Annotated in this window: 19 protein-coding genes; 9 read left to right on the top strand and 10 right to left on the bottom strand. The window is 63.1% G+C overall.

The features are described 5' to 3' along the window. Positions 1 to 31: 31 nt before the first annotated feature. A complete protein-coding gene (locus HK107_RS15625; RefSeq protein ID WP_233061136.1) occupies positions 32 to 781 on the bottom strand; it encodes a hypothetical protein in 750 nt (249 codons plus the stop codon). A 197-nt stretch (positions 782 to 978) separates the two neighbouring features. On the opposite strand from HK107_RS15625, the gene HK107_RS15965 reads away from it, so the two are divergent. Further along, entirely contained in the window at positions 979 to 2541 is a 1563-nt protein-coding gene (locus HK107_RS15965; RefSeq protein WP_332871488.1) for a mechanosensitive ion channel family protein, read from the top strand. On the opposite strand, the gene HK107_RS04955 is transcribed toward HK107_RS15965, so the two are convergent. The 3 genes from HK107_RS04955 to HK107_RS04945 form a co-directional block, all read right to left on the bottom strand. Beyond that, positions 2538 to 2885, bottom strand: coding sequence for a VOC family protein (locus tag HK107_RS04955; RefSeq protein WP_173197292.1), 348 nt, complete (start codon positions 2883 to 2885; stop codon positions 2538 to 2540). The two genes, HK107_RS15965 and HK107_RS04955, sit on opposite strands and share 4 nt — an antisense overlap. Positions 2886 to 2958: 73 nt before the next feature. Next, positions 2959 to 3666: a response regulator transcription factor gene (locus HK107_RS04950; RefSeq protein WP_173198761.1), complete on the bottom strand. Its 708-nt coding sequence runs from the start codon at positions 3664 to 3666 to the stop codon at positions 2959 to 2961. Between the two features lie 236 nt (positions 3667 to 3902). Then, positions 3903 to 4574 carry a YggS family pyridoxal phosphate-dependent enzyme gene (locus tag HK107_RS04945; RefSeq protein ID WP_173197290.1) on the bottom strand — a complete coding sequence of 224 codons (672 nt, stop codon included), beginning with the start codon at positions 4572 to 4574 and terminating at the stop codon, positions 3903 to 3905. 10 nt (positions 4575 to 4584) lie between these two features. On the opposite strand from HK107_RS04945, the gene HK107_RS15960 reads away from it, so the two are divergent. Then, on the top strand, positions 4585 to 5187 hold the full coding sequence (locus HK107_RS15960) for a thiamine phosphate synthase (protein ID WP_173197288.1): 603 nt from the start codon (positions 4585 to 4587) through the stop codon (positions 5185 to 5187). On the opposite strand, the gene HK107_RS04935 is transcribed toward HK107_RS15960, so the two are convergent. Then, positions 5184 to 6410 carry a porin gene (locus HK107_RS04935; protein ID WP_173197286.1) on the bottom strand — a complete coding sequence of 409 codons (1227 nt, stop codon included), beginning with the start codon at positions 6408 to 6410 and terminating at the stop codon, positions 5184 to 5186. The two genes, HK107_RS15960 and HK107_RS04935, sit on opposite strands and share 4 nt — an antisense overlap. 196 nt (positions 6411 to 6606) lie before the next feature. On the opposite strand from HK107_RS04935, the gene HK107_RS04930 reads away from it, so the two are divergent. From HK107_RS04930 to HK107_RS04900, 7 genes are all read left to right on the top strand, one after another. Further along, a complete protein-coding gene (locus HK107_RS04930) occupies positions 6607 to 7056 on the top strand; it encodes a DUF3576 domain-containing protein (RefSeq protein ID WP_173197284.1) in 450 nt (149 codons plus the stop codon). A 98-nt stretch (positions 7057 to 7154) separates the two neighbouring features. Then, positions 7155 to 9770, top strand: coding sequence for a leucine--tRNA ligase (gene leuS, locus HK107_RS04925; RefSeq protein WP_173197282.1), 2616 nt, complete (start codon positions 7155 to 7157; stop codon positions 9768 to 9770). Beyond that, a complete protein-coding gene (gene lptE / locus HK107_RS04920; protein ID WP_173197280.1) occupies positions 9770 to 10390 on the top strand; it encodes an LPS assembly lipoprotein LptE in 621 nt (206 codons plus the stop codon). Before leuS ends, lptE begins: the two co-directional genes overlap by 1 nt. Beyond that, on the top strand, positions 10387 to 11442 hold the full coding sequence (holA, locus tag HK107_RS04915) for a DNA polymerase III subunit delta (protein WP_173197278.1): 1056 nt from the start codon (positions 10387 to 10389) through the stop codon (positions 11440 to 11442). Before lptE ends, holA begins: the two co-directional genes overlap by 4 nt. Beyond that, complete coding sequence (trmD, locus tag HK107_RS04910; RefSeq protein WP_173197276.1) at positions 11439 to 12167, top strand: tRNA (guanosine(37)-N1)-methyltransferase TrmD; 729 nt, start codon at positions 11439 to 11441, stop codon at positions 12165 to 12167. Before holA ends, trmD begins: the two co-directional genes overlap by 4 nt. Continuing rightward, positions 12164 to 12574, top strand: coding sequence for a 50S ribosomal protein L19 (gene rplS / locus HK107_RS04905; RefSeq protein WP_173197274.1), 411 nt, complete (start codon positions 12164 to 12166; stop codon positions 12572 to 12574). The genes trmD and rplS overlap by 4 nt, the downstream gene beginning before the upstream one ends. A gap of 91 nt (positions 12575 to 12665) precedes the next feature. Further along, on the top strand, positions 12666 to 13073 hold the full coding sequence (locus HK107_RS04900; protein WP_173197272.1) for a VOC family protein: 408 nt from the start codon (positions 12666 to 12668) through the stop codon (positions 13071 to 13073). Between the two features lie 3 nt (positions 13074 to 13076). Here HK107_RS04900 and HK107_RS04895 read toward each other — a convergent pair whose 3' ends face one another. The 5 genes from HK107_RS04895 to mdh form a co-directional block, all read right to left on the bottom strand. Then, positions 13077 to 13745, bottom strand: coding sequence for a hypothetical protein (locus HK107_RS04895; RefSeq protein WP_173197270.1), 669 nt, complete (start codon positions 13743 to 13745; stop codon positions 13077 to 13079). Positions 13746 to 13824: 79 nt separating this feature from the next. After that, entirely contained in the window at positions 13825 to 14946 is a 1122-nt protein-coding gene (locus HK107_RS04890; RefSeq protein ID WP_173197268.1) for an alkaline phosphatase D family protein, read from the bottom strand. Positions 14947 to 14977: 31 nt separating this feature from the next. Continuing rightward, on the bottom strand, positions 14978 to 16381 hold the full coding sequence (locus HK107_RS04885) for a M28 family peptidase (RefSeq protein WP_173197266.1): 1404 nt from the start codon (positions 16379 to 16381) through the stop codon (positions 14978 to 14980). Between the two features lie 50 nt (positions 16382 to 16431). Beyond that, entirely contained in the window at positions 16432 to 17271 is an 840-nt protein-coding gene (locus HK107_RS04880; protein WP_173197264.1) for an alpha/beta hydrolase, read from the bottom strand. A 103-nt stretch (positions 17272 to 17374) separates the two neighbouring features. Continuing rightward, positions 17375 to 18337, bottom strand: a complete 963-nt coding sequence (mdh, locus tag HK107_RS04875) for a malate dehydrogenase (protein WP_173197262.1) — start codon at positions 18335 to 18337, stop codon at positions 17375 to 17377. Between the last annotated feature and the right edge of the window lie 91 nt (positions 18338 to 18428).

Below are 18428 nucleotides of genomic sequence, written 5' to 3'. Positions count from 1 at the left end.
CGGCGGCCCATAACAAAAGGGGCGGGGCCTGTCATGCCACCTCTGGGCCGCGGACCCGGTGCTTGCGCGCGAAGAGGGTAAGGCCTGCGAAACTCGTCGCGAGGGCGAGGACGCCGATGAAGAACTGCTGCTCGGCCTGGTTCGCCATGGCGACACCGAACAGGCCCCACATGATGGGCACGACATAGAACCAGCTTCTGATGAGCCAGGTCAGCCCCCACGCGATGGGCAGCCATGCAAGAAGGATCGGGAAGACGGCCCCTGTCCTGTCATCGCCCAGGTCCCAGCCGTTCTCATAGACCAGGGCGAGGGAAAGCCCCGCTGGCGAGGCAACGGTGATCCAACCGGCAAGGGCGATGATCGCGCCATAGGCGAGCCCGCGGAACGCTCCGCGCCTTGGGTCGAGCCTGATTGCGAAGGTCGCGGCTAGGTTCGTCAGCAGGATCCATTCGAGCCCGATGAAGCTGGCCCAGCCGGGCCCGTAGGTGAGCTGATGAGGCACCCAGAGGGTCGTGCCGAGAAAGCTGAGCGCCGCCAGCCACCCCACCCTGGCAACGCAAGCGTCACGCCTGTTCATCAGGTGAAACACCGCAAAGACGAGGCAGCCGATATAGAGAAGGCCCCAGATCGCGAACGCCCATCCGGCGGGGACCAGCGGTGTTCTGTAGGGCTCGACCATGGCACCGACATCGCTCCCCGCGCCGAGGAGGCCGGGGAAGAACCCGATCACCATCTGCGCGACGGCGAGGAGCAAAACGATGAGGCTACGCAGATGGGTCATGACTCGGCCTGTCAGGTCTTTCTTGTGAGAGGAAATAGGGTCTCCTTGCCGCATGTCGCGTCCATCCGGGACCTTCGCGGCTCGTCGCTCTCCGCCCTGTGATCGTGGCCGGATGTTTCTCGCGCTCCAACCGGTTGGCGCTGCGCGAACTTTCTCTCTAGGGAACCCTCCCAAGTCAGAGAGAATTGCGTCCCTTCGTGCAGGAACAGAACCAGAGCGACCAAGCCCCCGTGCCCAGCGAAAAGCCTGAGCCTGCGGACGACTCCCAGGGCGGGACCGCTGCCGCCGGGCCCGAAGCTCAGGCGGACGGGTCGCCGCAGGACAAAGAGCCGGTGAGCCTTGTCGACGCCACCAACGAAAAGGCTGAGGAGCTGGTCTCGAGGGCGCAGGAACCTGTCGAGGAAGGCTCCGCACTGGCCGAACTTGTCGACGTCGGCATGGCGCAGCGCGTCCTCGGCGACGTCATCAACTGGGTCCGGACCGACCTCCTCACGATAAACTCGCTGATCCAGCTGGGTCTGGTCTTCGGCGCGATCATCCCGGCGATCATGTTCGGTCCCCGGCTCAAGGATTTCATCCAGCGCCATCTGCAGAAGCGCTTGCCCCAGGGGCTGCCCCAACGACTGGCGATGGCCGTCGCAACGCTCGCCACGCCAATCGCGGCATTCCTCGCCCTGACCATATTCGCTGCCATCCTCGAAGACGGCATGGGCAAGGCGGACCAGTTCGTCGACGCGGCCCAGTCGCTCCTCGCTGCATGGATCGTGGTCAGGCTCGTTACCCTCGCGATCCGCTCGCCCTTCTGGTCGAAGGTCGCCTTCTATGTCGCCTGGCCGATCGCGGCCCTCGATGCCTTCGGCGTTCTCGGCGATGTCTTCACCTGGATGCAGACGGTCAGCCTGACGATTTCTCCGGCGACGGAAGACAGGGGCGCGGTAGAGCTGACGCTCTACGACGTCCTCCGAGCGGGCGTCATCTTCGCGATCTTCATGCAGCTGGCAGGGCTCGTCTCCGGCCTCGTGGTCAACCGGGTGCAGGAGACCGACGAGATCAACCCGTCGCTGAAGGCGCTGATCGCTAAGATCATCAACTTCATCACGCCGGTGATCGCGCTCGTCATCGCGCTGCAGCTGATCGGTTTCAACCTCGCCAGCCTCGCGATCTTCTCAGGTGCCGTCGGCCTCGGCATCGGCCTTGGGCTCCAGAAGATCATCGGCAACTTCCTCGCTGGCTTCACCCTCCTTGCGGACAAGTCGATCAAGCCAGGCGACACGATCCAGATCGGTGACACGTTTGGCTGGATCACCGAAATGAAGAGCCGCTACGTCTCGATCAGGACAAGGGACGGAACGGAGCACCTGATCCCCAACGCCCAGTTCATAGAAGAGGGCGTCGTCAATTGGTCCCACAATGACAAGAATGTCCGCTGCCACGCGCCGTTCGGAGTCTCTTACTCGACCCCCGACATGCGCCGGGTGCAGGAGATCGCCGTCGAGGCAGCCCTTTCGACGCCGCGGGTGCAGCAGACGCCGAAGCCCGTCTGCAACATGATGGAGTATGGCGACAACTCGGTGAACTTCGACCTGAGGTTCTGGATCACCGATCCGCCCAACGGGATCGCCAACGTCCGCTCGGAGATCCTCTTCAAGATTTGGGAAGCCTTCCGCGAAGAGAACATCGAGATTCCGTTCCCCCAGCGCGACCTCCACATCCGCTCCTCGGACGTCGACTTCATGGCGAAGGGGCCTTCGGAGGCTTAGGGAATCTTCGGCTCGTCACCGTCGAGTTCGACAAGGCCCTTGCGGTTACCCGCCGGGTCCGAGAAGAGGCCAAGCACGACCGTACCCGGCACCTCGAAGCGCGGCACGTCGATCTTGCCGCCTTCGGCTTCGATCAGCTCAAGGGTTTTCGTGACATCGGGCACGCCGACATAGAGCATCTTGTCGGCAGGATCCTGCCGGATCGTCCCGTCGAGCTTGGGCGCATTGCCCGGCATGAAATTGCCCGGCTGTCCGCAGGGCCAACCAAAGACTTTCTCGTAGAAAGCCCTGAGTGCGCCCTCATCGGGGCCTGCAATATCGAAAAAGACGATGGGTGCGGACATGGCGCCCTCCCTGTGTTGCCGCCCCTCTCATGGAAGGGCGGGCACCAGGGCTCAAGACTTGTGCGCAGTCAGGTCAGGCGAAGTTCGTCTCTTCGAGGGCGAGGCGGTAGCCGCCGCTTTCGGTGAGGAGCAGCGCGTTCTCGCCGGGCCGCGGTTCGATCTTCTGGCGCAGGCGGTAGACATGGGTTTCCAGCGTGTGGGTCGTCACACCTGAATTGTAGCCCCAGACCTCGTTGAGGAGGATGTCGCGGCTCACCGGCTGGCCACCAGCGCGGTAGAGATATTTGAGGATCGAGCTCTCTTTCTCGGTAAGCTTGATCTTCTTGTCCTCGGTATCGACCAGCATCTTGACGGCCGGTTTGAACTCGTAGGGGCCGATCTTGAAGACGGCGTCCTCGGACTGCTCATGGCTCCTCAGGTGCGCGCGCAGGCGGGCGAGGAGCACGGCGAACTTGAAGGGCTTGGTGACATAATCATTGGCGCCTGAATCAAGGCCATTGATGACGTCGTCATCGCCATCGGAACCCGTCAACATGATGATGGGGGACTTGAAGCCCTTCTCACGCAGCTTCTTGCAGGCATCCCGGCCATCCATGTCCGGAAGGCCGATATCGAGCAGCACAAGGTCGATATGTTGTTCGTCCGTCAGGCGGTCGATCGCTTCCTGCCCGCTCCGGGCCACGGAAAGCTGAAACTCACTGTGTGAGGAGAACTGCTCCTCGAGATGGCTGCAGAGGAGCTCATCGTCCTCAACCAGAAGAACCTTGGCAGCTCTCGACATCATTCCTCACTTCCCCCGAACTGATGCGGGCCGACTCTTGGTGATCGGTCCCCGGCGTGAATCCGGGAGACCCTAAACGCTTCGGGAACTTTGCAACAGAGGCAATGGAACCCTTCAGGCGTTGAGTCGCGCGATCACAATCCGGCGCTCACCGTCTGTTGATGATGGAACGCCGAAAGTTTGGAAAGAGTTCCAAGGCACTCCCGCGATTTATGCAGAGGCCTCAGGGGGAAGGCTCATCCCCGCGCGCCGAAGATGCCGCTGCCGACCCGAACACGGGTCGCGCCGAGTGAGACGGCTGCTTCATAGTCGCCGGACATGCCCATGCTGACCTCAGGAAGGCCAAGTCGGTCTGCCAGTCGTTTGAGGAGCGCAAAGTGCGGCGCCGGCACGGCATCCGCTGGCGGGATCGCCATCAGGCCCCGCACGTCGAGACCATGCTCGTCGCGGCAGACCCTGAAGAAGTCCTCGGTTTCAGAGGGAGCAACCCCCGCCTTTTGGGGCTCTTCGCCGGTATTCACCTGAATGAAGACGGGGAGCTTGCGGCCCTGCGCCTCCATCTCTTTGGCCAGAGCCTTTGCGATCTTCGGGCGATCGACGGTCTCGATGACGTCGAAAAGCGCCACGGCATCGCCGGCCTTGTTCGACTGAAGGGGGCCGATGAGCCTCAGCTCGAGATCAGGAAAGCTCTCCCGCAGGCCCGGCCATTTCTCCAGGCTTTCCTGCACACGGTTCTCGCCAAAGACCCGGTGCCCTCCTTCGAGGAGCGGGCGGATCGTCTCGGCGTCAAAGGTCTTCGATACGGCAGTGAGCGTCACGTCGCCGGGCTCGCGGCCAGCCTCCTCGGCGGCCTTTGCGATAGCGGCGAGGACATCGTCTCGGTTGCGGATCAGGTCTTTTGCGTCCATGCCGCGCCCCGTGGCAGAGTTTTCCGACCGTGTCATGGCTCTCTCGGCTGCGGCCTGGCGTCTCCGCGCCGCCTCGCCGAAACCATGCGACCTTCCCTTCGCATTGGCGCTGTTCAGCGATGCCGAGAGGCTACCTCCCGTGGAAGAGCTGGCAGCAGCGCTGCCGGCGCTGGAAAAGCCGCTCGCCTTCATCTTCCGCCATGACCACTTGGGTCCTGAGGAGCGGATCGCCCTTGCGGACAGTGTCCGTCGGATCGTTCAGGAGCGCGGGCATCTCTTTAAAGTGGCGCGGGCTCAGCTGGAGGGTGCTGACGGCCACCACAAGCTTCCAGGCGCACCGGGGCTCCTCACCATGCCCGCCCATGACGAGGACGAGCTGGTGGCCGCGTTCGCAGCGCAGGCCGATGCCGCCTTCCTCTCTCCGATCTTCGCGACCCGCAGCCATCCAGAAGCGCAGGCTATGGGCCGGGAGCGGGCCGTCGCGATCGCGCAAGCCTCACCGATGCCGCTCTTCGCGCTGGGAGGAATGGACGAGGAAAAGGCTGCCGAACTTGAAGGCACGCCCTTTCAAGGCTTCGGAGCCATCGACGCCTTCGCGGGCGAAGTTTCCTAGAAGCGGATCGAGCTCTCGATCATCACGGCAGCCGTGTCTTCGTCACCGCCCAGCATGTCAGGCTTGTCGCTGTCCACGAACTGGGCAGCCGCGCCCAGCGTGATGCCCTTGCCGAGGACATAGGCAAGTCCGGCCTGGGCCGTCTGGGTCTTGCGATCGAGGGCGAAGGGCACATTGATACCCTGCTGCGGGCCAATCAGGAGGCTCGTGTCCCGCTCGGCATCCGCCTGGGCGTAACCGAGCATCATCCGCCAGTCGCCTGCGGTGTAGGTGATGCCAGCGTCGAAGGCGAGGTAATCGCTCGGGCCATTCGATTGCTCATCGAGCCCGGCATTGGTCGTCTTCACCGAGCCGCCAATCGTGATGTCGCCATAGGCAAGGTTCAGCCCAAGGGCGAGCGCCTTGTAATCTTCGAGGAAATCATCCGTCGAGAAGCTCGAAGCCTGCTCTTCCTGAGCCTGCACGAAACTCGCGCCGAGGCCGAGGATGAGCCGGTCGGAGCCAATGCTGAAGCCGTTCTGGTAGTAGACAGCCGCTTCGGACACATCGCGGAAGCGCTGATCTTCGAGGACCATGTTGCCATTCGCGTCGAGGCCGAGGCCATCGACCGGCGCGCAATCATTGCCTTCGCAGGTGCCGAGGGTCGGGGAGTAGGAGACGCCCATCTGGACGTTGCCGATCACCCCGCCGAGGAAACCGGACGGCGGCATGTAGGTGATCTTCGGCGCGGAGCCGGAGAAATCATTGACCGTGTTGACGTCGTTGAGGCCCGTCGGGTCTGCCCGCCAGTCATTGACGCCCAGCGCCCGGAAGATGTTGGGCGAGGTCACCGAAAGCCGTGAAGCCACGCCTTCCTGCGCACCGACGCTGACCGAGCCGAAGCCGCCGCGGGCAAAGAGATAGGCCCTGTCGAGATAGACGTCAGAGCTTTCGCCGCCGAAACCACGCACGCCACCTGCGGTGATCGAGGTATACCGGCCAGCGGTCGGGAATCTAAAGCTGCGGTCGCTGTCGATCCTGACGCCGGTCGAGGCGCCGAGCTCAAGACCAGGAAGAGGCTGGGTCGTGCCGGTGACGGTGATGCGCGCATCGAGATCGGTCTCGACATCGTCATCCGTTGCGCCGGCAGTCAGAACAACGTCGCCCTCGACCACAACGGGATCATCCTGCGCCCACGCTGTGGACGCAGCCAGAACCGCTGCACTGAGGAGCAAGGCACGCACGTCCTAGACCTTCGCCGAAAAACTACCCGACTTACTTGGCGCAAAGCGGCGAAAACAAAAGGCCTTAGAGCTGTATATCCGCCGTTCCTGTCCGAATTGTCGGGTTGTGCGGCTTCCATGCAACCCTTTCGACGGGAAGGGGTTTGAAAGGTAACGCTGCGGTGCTAGCTGACGGCCACGAAACAAGGACTTCCACGTGCGCTCCGACACCCAGCGACTGATCAAGCTTTTCGGCACCGCGGCCATCGCCGCCATTCTCGCAGCCTGCGCTGACACCAGCGGCGGCCGTGACCTGCGGGTTGGTGCCTCGGACAAGACCTCCGCTGTCACCACGGTGAACCGCTACCTCTGGACCGCATCGCTCGAGACCATCGACTTCATGCCCATCGCCATGGTCGACCCGGTTGCCGGCGTCGTGACCACCGATTGGTTCGCCAGCCAGCAGGCTCCCGACGAGCGTTTCCGCGTCAACGTGCTGGTCCTCGACACGGCGCTCCGTGCCGATGCTCTCCGGGTCAACGTCTTTAAGCAGGTCCGCGTGGGCGGTCAGTGGTCCGACGCGTCGAGCAATCCCAACACCGCGCGGGAGATCGAAAACGCGATCCTCACCCGCGCCCGCGAGCTGCGTCTCAACGCTGTCGGCTAAGCGCACGCAGCGCTTTTCTTCTCTCCACCGTTTACCTTATGGGTAGGGCTGCCTAGGCATCCCTACCCATACGCATTTCCGAAGGTTTTTTGACGAGCATGGTCCGGTACGATCCCGCATCCGCGGAACCCAAATGGCAGAAGGCCTGGGACGAAGCAGAATGCTTCAAGGCGCACGATGAGGGCGGCAAGCCGAAATACTACGTGCTCGAAATGTTTCCCTATCCTTCAGGGAAGATCCACATCGGCCACGTTCGCAACTATGCAATGGGTGACGTCATCGCGCGCTTCAAGAAAGCGCAGGGCTTCGACGTCCTCCACCCGATGGGCTGGGACGCCTTTGGTCTGCCTGCGGAGAATGCCGCGCGGGACAATGGCGGGCACCCCCGCGAATGGACCTACGGCAATATCGAGGTGATGAAGAGCCAGCTGAAACGCATGGGCCTCGCCATCGACTGGAGCCGGGAGTTCGCAACCTGCGATCCTGAATACTACGTCCACCAACAAAAGCTGTTCCTCGAGTTCCTGAAGAAGGGCTTCGTCGAGCGCCGCGAGAGCCTCGTGAACTGGGACCCGGTCGAGATGACCGTCCTCGCCAACGAGCAGGTGGTCGACGGGAAGGGCTGGCGCTCCGGCGCTCCGGTCGAAAAGAAGTCCATGTCCACATGGTTCTTCAAGATTACGGAGCGTGCAGACGATCTTCTCGAAGCTCTGGACGATGGCCGCCTCGAAGGCTGGCCTGCCCACGTGAAGGAGATGCAGCGCAACTGGATCGGCAAGTCCGAAGGCCTGAAGATGGCCTTCCCGCTCTCCGGCAGCGATCTGCCCCAGGACGACCTGCCGATTTATACGACCCGGCCTGACACGCTTTATGGCGCAAGCTTCCTGGGCGTCGCGCCCGATCATCCGCTGGCGAAGCATTACGCATCGACCGATCCGAAGGTTGCCGCTTTCGTCACCGAATGCGCAGCGCAAGGCACCTCCGAAGCCGATATCGAGAAGGCCGAGAAGAAAGGCGTTCGCCTACCTGTCACGGGCCGTCATCCGTTCACGAATGAAGAGCTGCCGGTCTATGCCTGCAACTTCATCCTGATGCAGTACGGCACCGGCGCGATCTTCGCCTGCCCGGCCCATGACCAGCGCGACCTTGATTTTGCTAGGAAATACGGCCTCCCGGTCAAGCCGGTGATCCAGCCCTTGGGCGGCCACGGGACGGACCTGAAAGCGACGGCGGAGCCGAGCTGCGAAACCGATGACGGCCGGACCGAGGCCCATACCGGCCCCGGCACCATGATCCATTCAGAGTTCCTGAACGGTAAGTCTACGGACGAAGCGCTTCCTGCCGCGATTGAGAAGATCGCCGAGATGGGCTGGGGCGAGGGCACCACGAATTACCGCCTCCGAGACTGGGGTCTCAGCCGCCAGCGCTATTGGGGCTGCCCGATGCCGATCATCCTCTGCGGGGATTGCGGCACTGTTCCGGTCCCTGACGATCAGCTGCCCGTGGGCCTGCCCGAGATCGACCCTTCGGAATTTAAGACGCCCGGCAACCCCCTCGACCGCGACTGCGCGAAGGCCTGGCGCGAGGTCTCCTGCCCCAAATGCGGCAAGGATGCGAAGCGCGACACGGACACGATGGACACGTTCGTCGATTCCTCCTGGTACTTCGCAAGGTTCGCCTCGCAGCCGGAGGACGAGCCCGTCGACAAGGCCCAAGCCGATGCCTGGCTCCCGGTCCAGCAGTATATCGGCGGCATTGAGCATGCGATCCTCCACCTCCTCTATGCCCGCTACTTCACCCGCATGATGCAAGAGTGCGGGTACACGGAGCAGTCCGAGCCCTTCACCAACCTCTTCACGCAAGGGATGGTGACGCACGCAACGTACAAGGACGAAGCGGGCAATTGGCTCTTCCCCGAAGAAGTCGAGGTCAGGGGCAAGGACGCCTTCACCGTCGACGGCGGTAAACCGGTCAAGATCGGCGCCATCGAAAAAATGTCCAAGTCTAAGAAGAACGTCGTCAATCCGATGTCGATGACGGACAATTACGGCGCCGACGCGGTCAGGTTCTTCATGCTCTCGGACTCGCCGCCCGAGCGTGATGTCGAGTGGACAGAGGCCGGAGCGGAAGGTGCTGCGCGCTTTGCCAATCGCGTCCATGAGGCCATCGCCAAGGGCGAGGGGCTCCTCAGGAGCACAGGCGCTCCGGGTGCAGACCTTTCCGATGAGCTGATGGCGCTGCGCCGCAAGACCCACAAGACCATCGACGGCGTCACGGGTGACATCGAGCATTTCCGCTTCAACAAGGCCATCGCGCGGCTCTACGAATTCTTGGGCGCCCTCAAGGGTCTCAAGACCGACGGCGATGCCGCGCCCGTGGCCGCGGAGGCCCTCCGTGTGCTGACGCAGCTGACAGCGCCCTTCATGCCGCACCTTGCGGAGGAGTGCTGGGCCATGCTCGGCGGCGAGGGTCTCTGCGCCGATGCCGCGTGGCCGAAGGCGGACGAAAGCCTCTTGGAGGACGACGTCGTGACCCTGCCCGTACAGGTCAACGGCAAGCGCCGCGGCGAGATCAAGGTCTCGCCTGACGCGTCCCAGGACGAGGTCCAGAAGATCGCCCTCGAGCAGGACGACATCGCCCGGTCCCTCGAAGGCAAGACCATCCGTAAGGTGATCGTTGTGCCGGGGCGGATCGTCAACGTGGTGGCAGGCTGATGCGCACGATCCTCGGTTCGCTCTCGCTCCTTGTGCTGACGGCCTGCGGGTTCAAGCCGCTCTATGCCACAGGAGGGCAGGGTGCTCTTGGCGGCGCGCTGGCAGAGATTGAGCTCGGCGCGATCCGGGGTCCCGATGAGCCGCGTGACCAGATGCGTACCGTGCTTGCAAGGCGTCTGCCTGAGGCTGCTGACGAGCAGCGCTTCGCCATGTCTGTGCAGCTTCGCGAACGAACCCAGGCAGTCTCTGTAACGATCGACTCCAACGCCCGCCGGTTCAACTACACCCTCATTGCTTCCGTGTCGTATACGGACAATGAAACCAATACGAGACGGCGCCAGAACCTCCAGAGCGTCAGCTCTTTCGCTGTCGTGCCCAGCCAATATGCCTCTCTCGTGGCCCGTGAGGACGCCGTCCGCCGCGCGGTCATCGACCTTGCCCGCAAGATCGAGATCGACGCTGCTCTTTACGCTGAAGGCCGTGCGCCCGATACGTCCGATGGTGGTCTGTTCCAGGAAACAGGTGGCCGCGACCCGCTCCGCCGTCTCGAACAGGAAGCCGAGCGCGAGCAGCGCATCGAGGAGCAGGAGGCCGAGCGCCAGGAGGCCAATCAGGAATGACGGCGCTGAAGGGACGGGATGTACAAGGCTTCCTGAAAGCCCCGGGAGACGGAATCGTCCTTGCCCTGATCTATGGACCTGAGCAGGGGCTGGTGCATGAGCGAGCTGAGCTTGTCGCCAAAGCGGTGGCCGAGGACCTCTCCGACCCGTGGCGCGTCGCCAACCTGTCCGACGAAGACGCAGCCGATGCGGCCAAGCTCACCGATGAGGCCGCCGCTCAGAGCTTCCTTGGCGGGCGCCGGGTCGTCCGGGTGCGGAGCGCCAGCGCAGGGGTCACCTCAGCGGTGCAATCGCTCCTCAAGGCCGCCGACGCTGGGACACTCGACGGAGCAGGTCTCGTGGTCATCGAGGCAGGCGATCTCAAGAAGAGCTCAGGGCTTAGAAAAGCCGCCGAAGCCTCGAAAAAGGCAGTCGCCATAGGCTGCTATGCCGAAGGCGCGCGGGACACGATGGCCGCCATCCGCGAACAGTGTGCGGAGGAAGGCCTCAGCCTCGACAATGAAGCGGCAGCGGTCCTCACCGCCTCCCTCGGCGACGACCGCGGGCTCCTGCGCCAGGAGGTCGAGAAGCTCATCCTCTACAAGGGCCCGAAATCCGTCCGCGCGGACGGCGATGACAGGATCACCGCCGAAGACGTAGCCGCCTGCCTCGCCGATGCTCCGCAGGAGGACAGTTTCGCCATCGCCTCCCTCGCGCTGTCAGGCCAAGTGAAACAGCTCTCGGCGGCCCTCGCAGAAGCGGAAGCATCCGGCACGTCTGTCATCGCGCTTCTCCGGCTCGCCCAGAACCGCATCCTCCGCCTCATGCCCGCCGCCGCTGCTATGGCACAGGGCGAGGGGGCGGGTGCTGCAATGAAGAAGATCAAGCCACCTGTCTTCTACCAGGAACAGGACGCCGTCTCCCGCCAGCTTCAGGCCTGGCCGCTCTCGAAGCTCCAACGCGCTGCCGCCGCGATCTACGAGGCCGAAGCCGCCTGCAAGAAGACCGGCGCCCCCGATCAGGCGATCGCCGAGAATATTCTGATGCGTCTCGCGATGAGTGCCGCAAGGTGAGCTGGCGCGCAGGCATTGTCAGCCTCTACCCCGACGCCTTTCCGGGACCGCTCGGCGTGGGCGTCCTGGGCCGAGGGCTCATGGACGGGCGCTGGTCCTACGAGGTCTGGAACCCCCGGGACCTCGCCGAGGACAAGCACCGCACGGTGGACGACACCCCTGCCGGCGGCGGTCCAGGCATGGTCATGCGCGCCGACGTTCTCGTGCGAACCATCGACGCTGCCGGGGCTATTCCGGGCCCGAAACTGCTTCTCAGCCCCCGCGGAAGGCCCTTCGATCAGGCTTTTGCTCACGAGCTGGCCGAGGGTCCCGGCGCGCTCTTTGTCTGCGGCCGGTTCGAAGGGGTCGACCAGCGCGTGATCGACGCCCGCGGCCTGACGGAAGTCTCCATCGGCGACTTCGTTCTCGCAGGCGGAGAAGTGGCCGCGATGGCGATGATCGAGGCTTGCGTGCGGCTTGTTCCCGGTATATTGGGCGCGCTGGCTTCGCGGGACGATGAGAGCTTTGAGCAGGGTCTGCTCGAATATCCGCAGTTCACGAGACCTCGGGAGTTCGAGGGGCGGTCCATCCCGGACGTGCTTCTCTCGGGCGACCACAAGAAAATTGACCAGTGGCGACGGGACCAATCCCTGACCCTGACGCGCGCGCGACGACCCGACTTGCTCACCCCAAAGGGGAAGAGGGCGGGGTCCAATCCGCCGGATACAGAGACGGACGAGACATGAACATCATCCAGCAGCTCGAAGCCGAGCTTGCAGCCGAACTGAAACCCGAAGTTCCTGAATTTGCCCCGGGCGACACCGTGCGTGTCCAGGTCCGGATCCGCGAAGGCAACCGCGAGCGTCTCCAGGCGTTTGAAGGCGTCTGTATTTCGCGCTCTGGCGGCGGCATCAATGAGAGCTTCACCGTGCGCAAGATCAGCTTCGGCGAAGGCGTCGAGCGCGTCTTCCCGATCTACTCGCCGCTGGTCGAAGAGATCGAAGTCGTCCGCCGCGGTAAAGTCCGCCGCGCGAAGCTCTACTATCTCCGCGGTCGCCAGGGCAAATCGGCCCGTATCGCCGAGAAGGTCGACACCAAGCGTCAGGCCGAGGCTCTCGCCAAGAAAAAAGCCAAGGCCAAGAAAGACGCCTAAGGCCTCTTTCAACTGCTAAATTGCTGAGCCCGGTCGTTGCTACGGCCGGGCTTTTTCGTTGTGGTGTTCTCCAGCTTTCAAGGAGATCACCATGGCGCGCATCGTTGGACTGGGCGGGGTGTTCTACAAGGCGGATGACCCGCAAGGGCGTAAGGCCTGGTACGAGAAGCACCTGGGGCTCCACCCCGGTGATGGCTATGCCGGTGTCGAGATGCGCTGGCGGCGGCCTGACGACCCCGATCATCAGGAGATGTCGCTGGTCAGCTTCTTCGATCAGGACACGACCTATCTTGGCGATGCGGGTCATCCCTTCATGCTGAATTTCGTCTGTGAGGGGATCGAAGGCTATCGCGAGAAACTCATCGCCGATGGGATCGAGGTCTCGGACATTGTTGATGAAGGCTACGGCAAGTTCGCCTGGTTCACCGACCCGGGCGGCGTGAAGATCGAGATCTGGGAGCCAGCCCAGGCCATGCCCGACCTTCCCGCCAAGGGGTAAGCGTCAGCCGCGGATTACGGTGATGCCGCTTCGTTCAGGGTTGTCCCTGAACCATTCCGCAGCCGGAACGACAGAGAGCACCTCATCGCTATCGGGGCACCGGCTATAAACATCGCCGCTCGAGCCCATTTCGAAGCGCACGAAATGTGTCACTGGTGCCGCGACCACCTCGGCGGTGATCCCCTCGTACTGGGCGAGGGCGGGCTTCACTTCCTCCTCGATGCGCTCTGCGGTTTTCCGGCCGCGGGGATCGTCAATGTCGATGACGTTCACGACGCCGCGCCTCAGCTGAAAGACGGCTGCTCCGTCTGCGTAGCAGTTGAGAACCGGTACGGTGGGTGACGAACCTGTGCGCCGGGTAAAGGCGAAGGCGCCAGGGCCTTCATTCGTAGTGATGTAGTAGTTGGCCCGGCCCGTATCGATGCCTTCCGGGATCGCCATCTTCTGGCTGAAAGCCACAGCGACATTTACGTCGAAGCTGTCGCTCGAGAAACGCAGGGTGTCGACATTGACCTTCTGGAACCCCCAGCCATCGATATAGGCGCTTTGCTTGGCGCCCCGAATGACGACGAGGATATTGTCCTCTTCACCCGTGAACACCGTATCCGTGCTGACCGACGCGCACGCGCCAAGTGCGCCCATCGCGGCGAGCGCGAAAAGTCTACGAAACATGATAATCTCCCTGCCTGGGGGAAGACAATCACAGGAGATGTGGAACTTCAATAGGTTGAGGGAGGTCTCTGGCTTCCGGTCAGAAGCTCTTCGCTCTCGTGTAGATCTCTTCGCCCCTGATATCGCGAAGGGACATGGTCGCTTCTCTCACGTCCCAATCGATCGTCAGCTCACCGAAGTTTTCTTCGTAAATCGGAAGGCCGAGGCGGTGAGGGCCGGCTTCGTGGGACGTCCTGCCATCCCGCTCACGCCAGGTGCTTTGTGGCGCGTTGAGGGATGAAGTGGTCATCTCATCAAGCACCATGCCCGGCGCCAGCTCGCGCTCATAGAAGCCGCCAAGGTGCCGGTCGCCCGAGATGACGATGAGATTGTCCGTACCCGCCGCAGCAATCTGGCGATAGATACGGTCCCGAGCCTCAGGCATCGTGGCCCAGGCCTCCCAGCCATGACCATCAGCGATGAGCTGGATCGACGTGACGAGAATGCGAAGATCTGCAGGCTCTTCGAGGACCTCACCGAGCCAGCGCTCCTGAACCGTGCCAAGCATCGTCTGGTCGGGATCGTCACTCGGGATATACCGTTCCTTACCCGGAGCATTGCGCTCATCGGTGCGAGTGAGGGCGCTCCGGAAGAAGCGGGTGTCGAGGAGGATGATCTGTACGCGCTGCCCCTCGGGGCCAAAGGTCTCTGAGGTATAGACCCCCTGCCGCGCCCGGCGGACATCATCCTGGGGCAGGTTCCAGAACTCCTCGAACAGGACCTCCGCATTTTCCTTCAGCGGGAACTCGCCGCCCCGGTCATTCCGGCCATAGTCATGGTCGTCCCATGTGCTCAACACCGGGCTGACCGAGAGGAGTGACTGGAAATCCCGCCGCGCGCCGAGGGTCCGGTAGGCGCCGACGAGCTCAGGCATCAGCGGATCATCCATGTCCCGGACATCGCCATAGACGTTGTCGCCGAGGAACACCGTGAGGTCGGGCCGACGGGCGATCATGGCGCCCAGGATCGGCGCCGGGTCTTCCTGCTTGAGGCAGCTGCCGAACTGGATGCGCGTCAGGACGGCATCCTCTGCAGGCATACGCGCGCCGGACCGGGGAACCTCCGCACCGCCAAACGGCAGTTCGGTGGCAACCCGCGGTTCATAGGTCTGGCTGGCGCAGGCAGCGACGAGGAGGGCGGCGGCGAGAGCTTTGATCTTCATGGCGGCCTCCTAGCTGCCTATTGTGACAGGTTTATTCGGATGCGGTTGCGGCAGGTTCGGCGCGGAATCCGCCGGGGGTGTTGGCCGCCATCCAAGTCATCGCTGCGTAGACCGCGACGTTCTGGGCCAGCTCGTCCGGATCAATCTTGTCGAACGTGTCGTCGGCTGTGTGGTGGAGGTCGAAATAGTCCCAGCCGTTCTGGCGCGGGGTCACCACAGGAACACCGCGCGCCCTCAGCGGCGTGACGTCAGGACCGCCTGTCGCCATGTTGTTGCCGGGCGCGACGCCTAATGGCAGCAGTACACGGACCATCTCACGCGCGAGGCCAAGCTTGTCCTCGCCAAAGCGGGTGTCGAGCTTCCAGATCTTGCGCGCACCAAAGTCGCTCTCGGCAGCAAAGGCGTGCTTGTCCATTTCGTCAGCATGCTGCTCGGCATAGGCTTGCGCACCAAGGAGGCCGACCTCTTCAGCACCCCAATAGATGAGGCGGATCGTGCGCAGCGGCTGCTCGCCAGTCTCCTCGATATGATCGAGGATCAGCTTGGCTGCGCCGGTGGTGATGCCGATGCCTGCGCCATCGTCGACGGCGCCGGTGCCAAGGTCCCAACTATCAAGGTGACCGCCAATGACGACAATTTCGTCCGTCTGCCCCTTAATATCGGCGATGACGTTGCCGCTCGTCACCTGGCGTTTGGTCTTCACGGCAAGGTCGAGGCCAACCTTCACCGACCCCCGCTCCAGCGCGCGGGTGAGCTGCTCCGCGTCAGGGAAGCTCAGGGCCGCCGTGGGAATGGGCTCGACATCTTCCGCATACCGCATACCGCCCGTATGCGGGAAGCGGTGTTTGTCCGTGCCGACAGAACGGATGAGCGCTGCGATCGCGCCGCGTTTCGACCCTTCATTGGCAGCGCCCGAACGCTTACGGACAGCCACGCCGTAGCCAGAGCCGTCCTGGGTGCGGGTCATGCCTTCGTCGACGAACACGATCTTCCCCTTCAGCGCATCATCCATCGGCGCTTCGATCAGGTCATCGAGAGTCTCGAACCGGACGACTTCGCCGGAAAGGCCACCCTTCGGTGTACCGACGGAATTACCAAGGGCAATGATCTCCAGTTCCTGGGGGAAGGGGCTCTCGATCGCCGCATACTCATAGCGCCGCTCCCAGTAGGGCATGGTGAACTCTTCGACCCGCACATCGGTAAAGCCGAGTTCCTTCAGGTGCTCCACGGCCCAGTCCCTGGCGCGGGCTTCCGCTTCCGAACCGCCCAGCCGCGCACCGACTTCGGTCGTCAGGTCCTCGACCGTCTCATAGCCGACCCGGTCTTCGAGCCCGGCGCGCATGAGCATGTCAGCCGTCTCCTTGACGTCCTCGGGGATGCCTTGGGCGTGGGCGAAGGACAGGCTGGCGGCGGCGGCAAGAAGGAGAGCTCTCATGGCAGAGGAGTTTGCACACTGGCCGCGCGGGTCAAGTTTGCAGTCCGGGGTCAGTCCGTCTGGCCGAAGAAGTCGTTGATATCCTTCACCACTGGCGCACGCCCCTTCAGCGGTACGGCAACGATGATGCCGATATGATCGACGCCTTCATAGATCTCCGAGCGCGTCTTGATGCCTTGGGCTTTCAAGAGCTCCTCCATCCGGGTCGAGTTCCGAGGTCTCACCACCGTGTCCTTGTCGCCGTGAAGGAACAGCATGGGCGGGGCGTCCGCCGTGACCCGGTTCACGGGCTGGGTCGCATCGAGGTCCTCGGCCACGCCAAAGGCTGCCTTGGTGGCTGGCCCGTCGAGAGGGAGGAAGTCGTAAGGTCCCGCAAGGCCTGCAACGCCGTCGATGATGGCAGGAGAGCTGCCCTCGGCTGCGAGGAACTCCGGCGCGAGCGCCACCTGCACGGCATTGTAAGCACCTGCAGAATGCCCGACAAGGAACAGGCGTTCAGGATCGCCGCCCCATTGCTCCGCATTCTGATGGATGAACGCAACGGCCTTCGCCGTATCCGCCATGAAGTCCTCATAGCCGAACTCAGGCGCGAGCCGGTAGTTGATCACGGCCGTGACATAGCCCTCTGCCGCGAACCTCCGGCCGAGCCACGGATAGTCATCCTTGGAGCCTGAATTCCACGAGCCGCCATGAACGTAGATGAGGACCGGGTGCGGGCCGTCTTCGGTGGGCGTGTAGATGTCGAACCGGTGGCGTTCCAGCTCGCCATAGGCGAGATCGGTCGTCTTCTCCCACTGACCGCTGAGCGAGGGCGCAACGATGTTGAGTAGCTCGGGACCTGAACAGGCGGACAGGGTGAGGGCGAGGAGGGCTGTGCCGAGAATACGCATGCCCGGGAATGTGCCTCGTCTGGAGGCAAGGTCAATCGGACAGAAGGCGCCACAAGAAAAAGGCCGCCCGGAGGCGGCCTTTTCCGTCCAATAACTGAACGCCTTACGCGAGGCTTGGGTCGATCTTCTTGCAGGCCTCGACGAGGTCTTCGACGGCTGCGACCGAGTGCTCGAACATCTGCTTTTCTTCTTCGGTGAACTCGATCTCGAGGATGCGCTCGGCACCTTCCTCACCGATAACGATCGGCACACCGACATAGCGGTCATTCACGCCGAACTCACCATCGAGGTAAGCCGCACACGGAACGACGACCTTCTTGTCCTTGAGGTAGCTCTCAGCCATCTGGATGGCCGAGGCGGCCGGAGCGTAGTAGGCCGAGCCGGTCTTCAGCAAGCCGACGATCTCGCCGCCGCCCTTGCGGGTGCGGTCGACAATGGCGTCGAGCTTTTCTTGAGTGGTCCAGCCGAGCTTGACCATGTCCGGCAGCGAAACGCCTGCGACGGTCGAGTAGCGGAGCGAGGGGACCATCGTGTCGCCGTGGCCGCCAAGGACGAAGGCCGTGACGCTCTCGACACTGACATTGAACTCCTCGGCGAGGAACATGCGGAAGCGCGAGCTGTCCAGGATGCCAGCCATGCCGACGACTTTGTTCGTAGGCAGACCAGAGAACTTCTGAAGGGCCCAGACCATCGCGTCGAGCGGGTTGGTGATGCAGATAACAAAGGCGTTCGGTGCGTATTTCGCGATGCCTTCACCCACCGACTTCATGACCTTGAGGTTGATCTCGACGAGGTCATCGCGGCTCATGCCCGGCTTGCGCGGGACGCCAGCGGTCACGATGCAGACATCGGCGCCTTCGATGTCCTTGTAGTCCTGGGTGCCCTTGAGGCGGCTGTCATAGCCGTCGACCGGAGCGGACTGGGCGATGTCGAGGCCTTTGCCCTCGGGGATGCCTTCAGCGATGTCGAAGAGGACGACGTCGCCGAGCTCTTTTTGGGCAGCGATGTGGGCGAGCGTGCCGCCGATCATGCCAGAGCCGATAAGGGCGATCTTGTTGCGGGCCATTGGGGTCTCCTTGGCTGGGAAGTGATCTGTTGTGCGGCGCGTCTAACCGGGGGAAGCGGCGAACTCAATTGCTCCCGGTCAAACCGCGCAG

The sequence above is a fragment of the Parvularcula mediterranea genome, assembly GCF_013085255.1.
Lineage (GTDB): Bacteria > Pseudomonadota > Alphaproteobacteria > Caulobacterales > Parvularculaceae > Parvularcula > Parvularcula mediterranea.
Note: the sequence above shows the minus strand (reverse complement) of the source record. Positions and strands in the feature narration are given on the sequence as shown.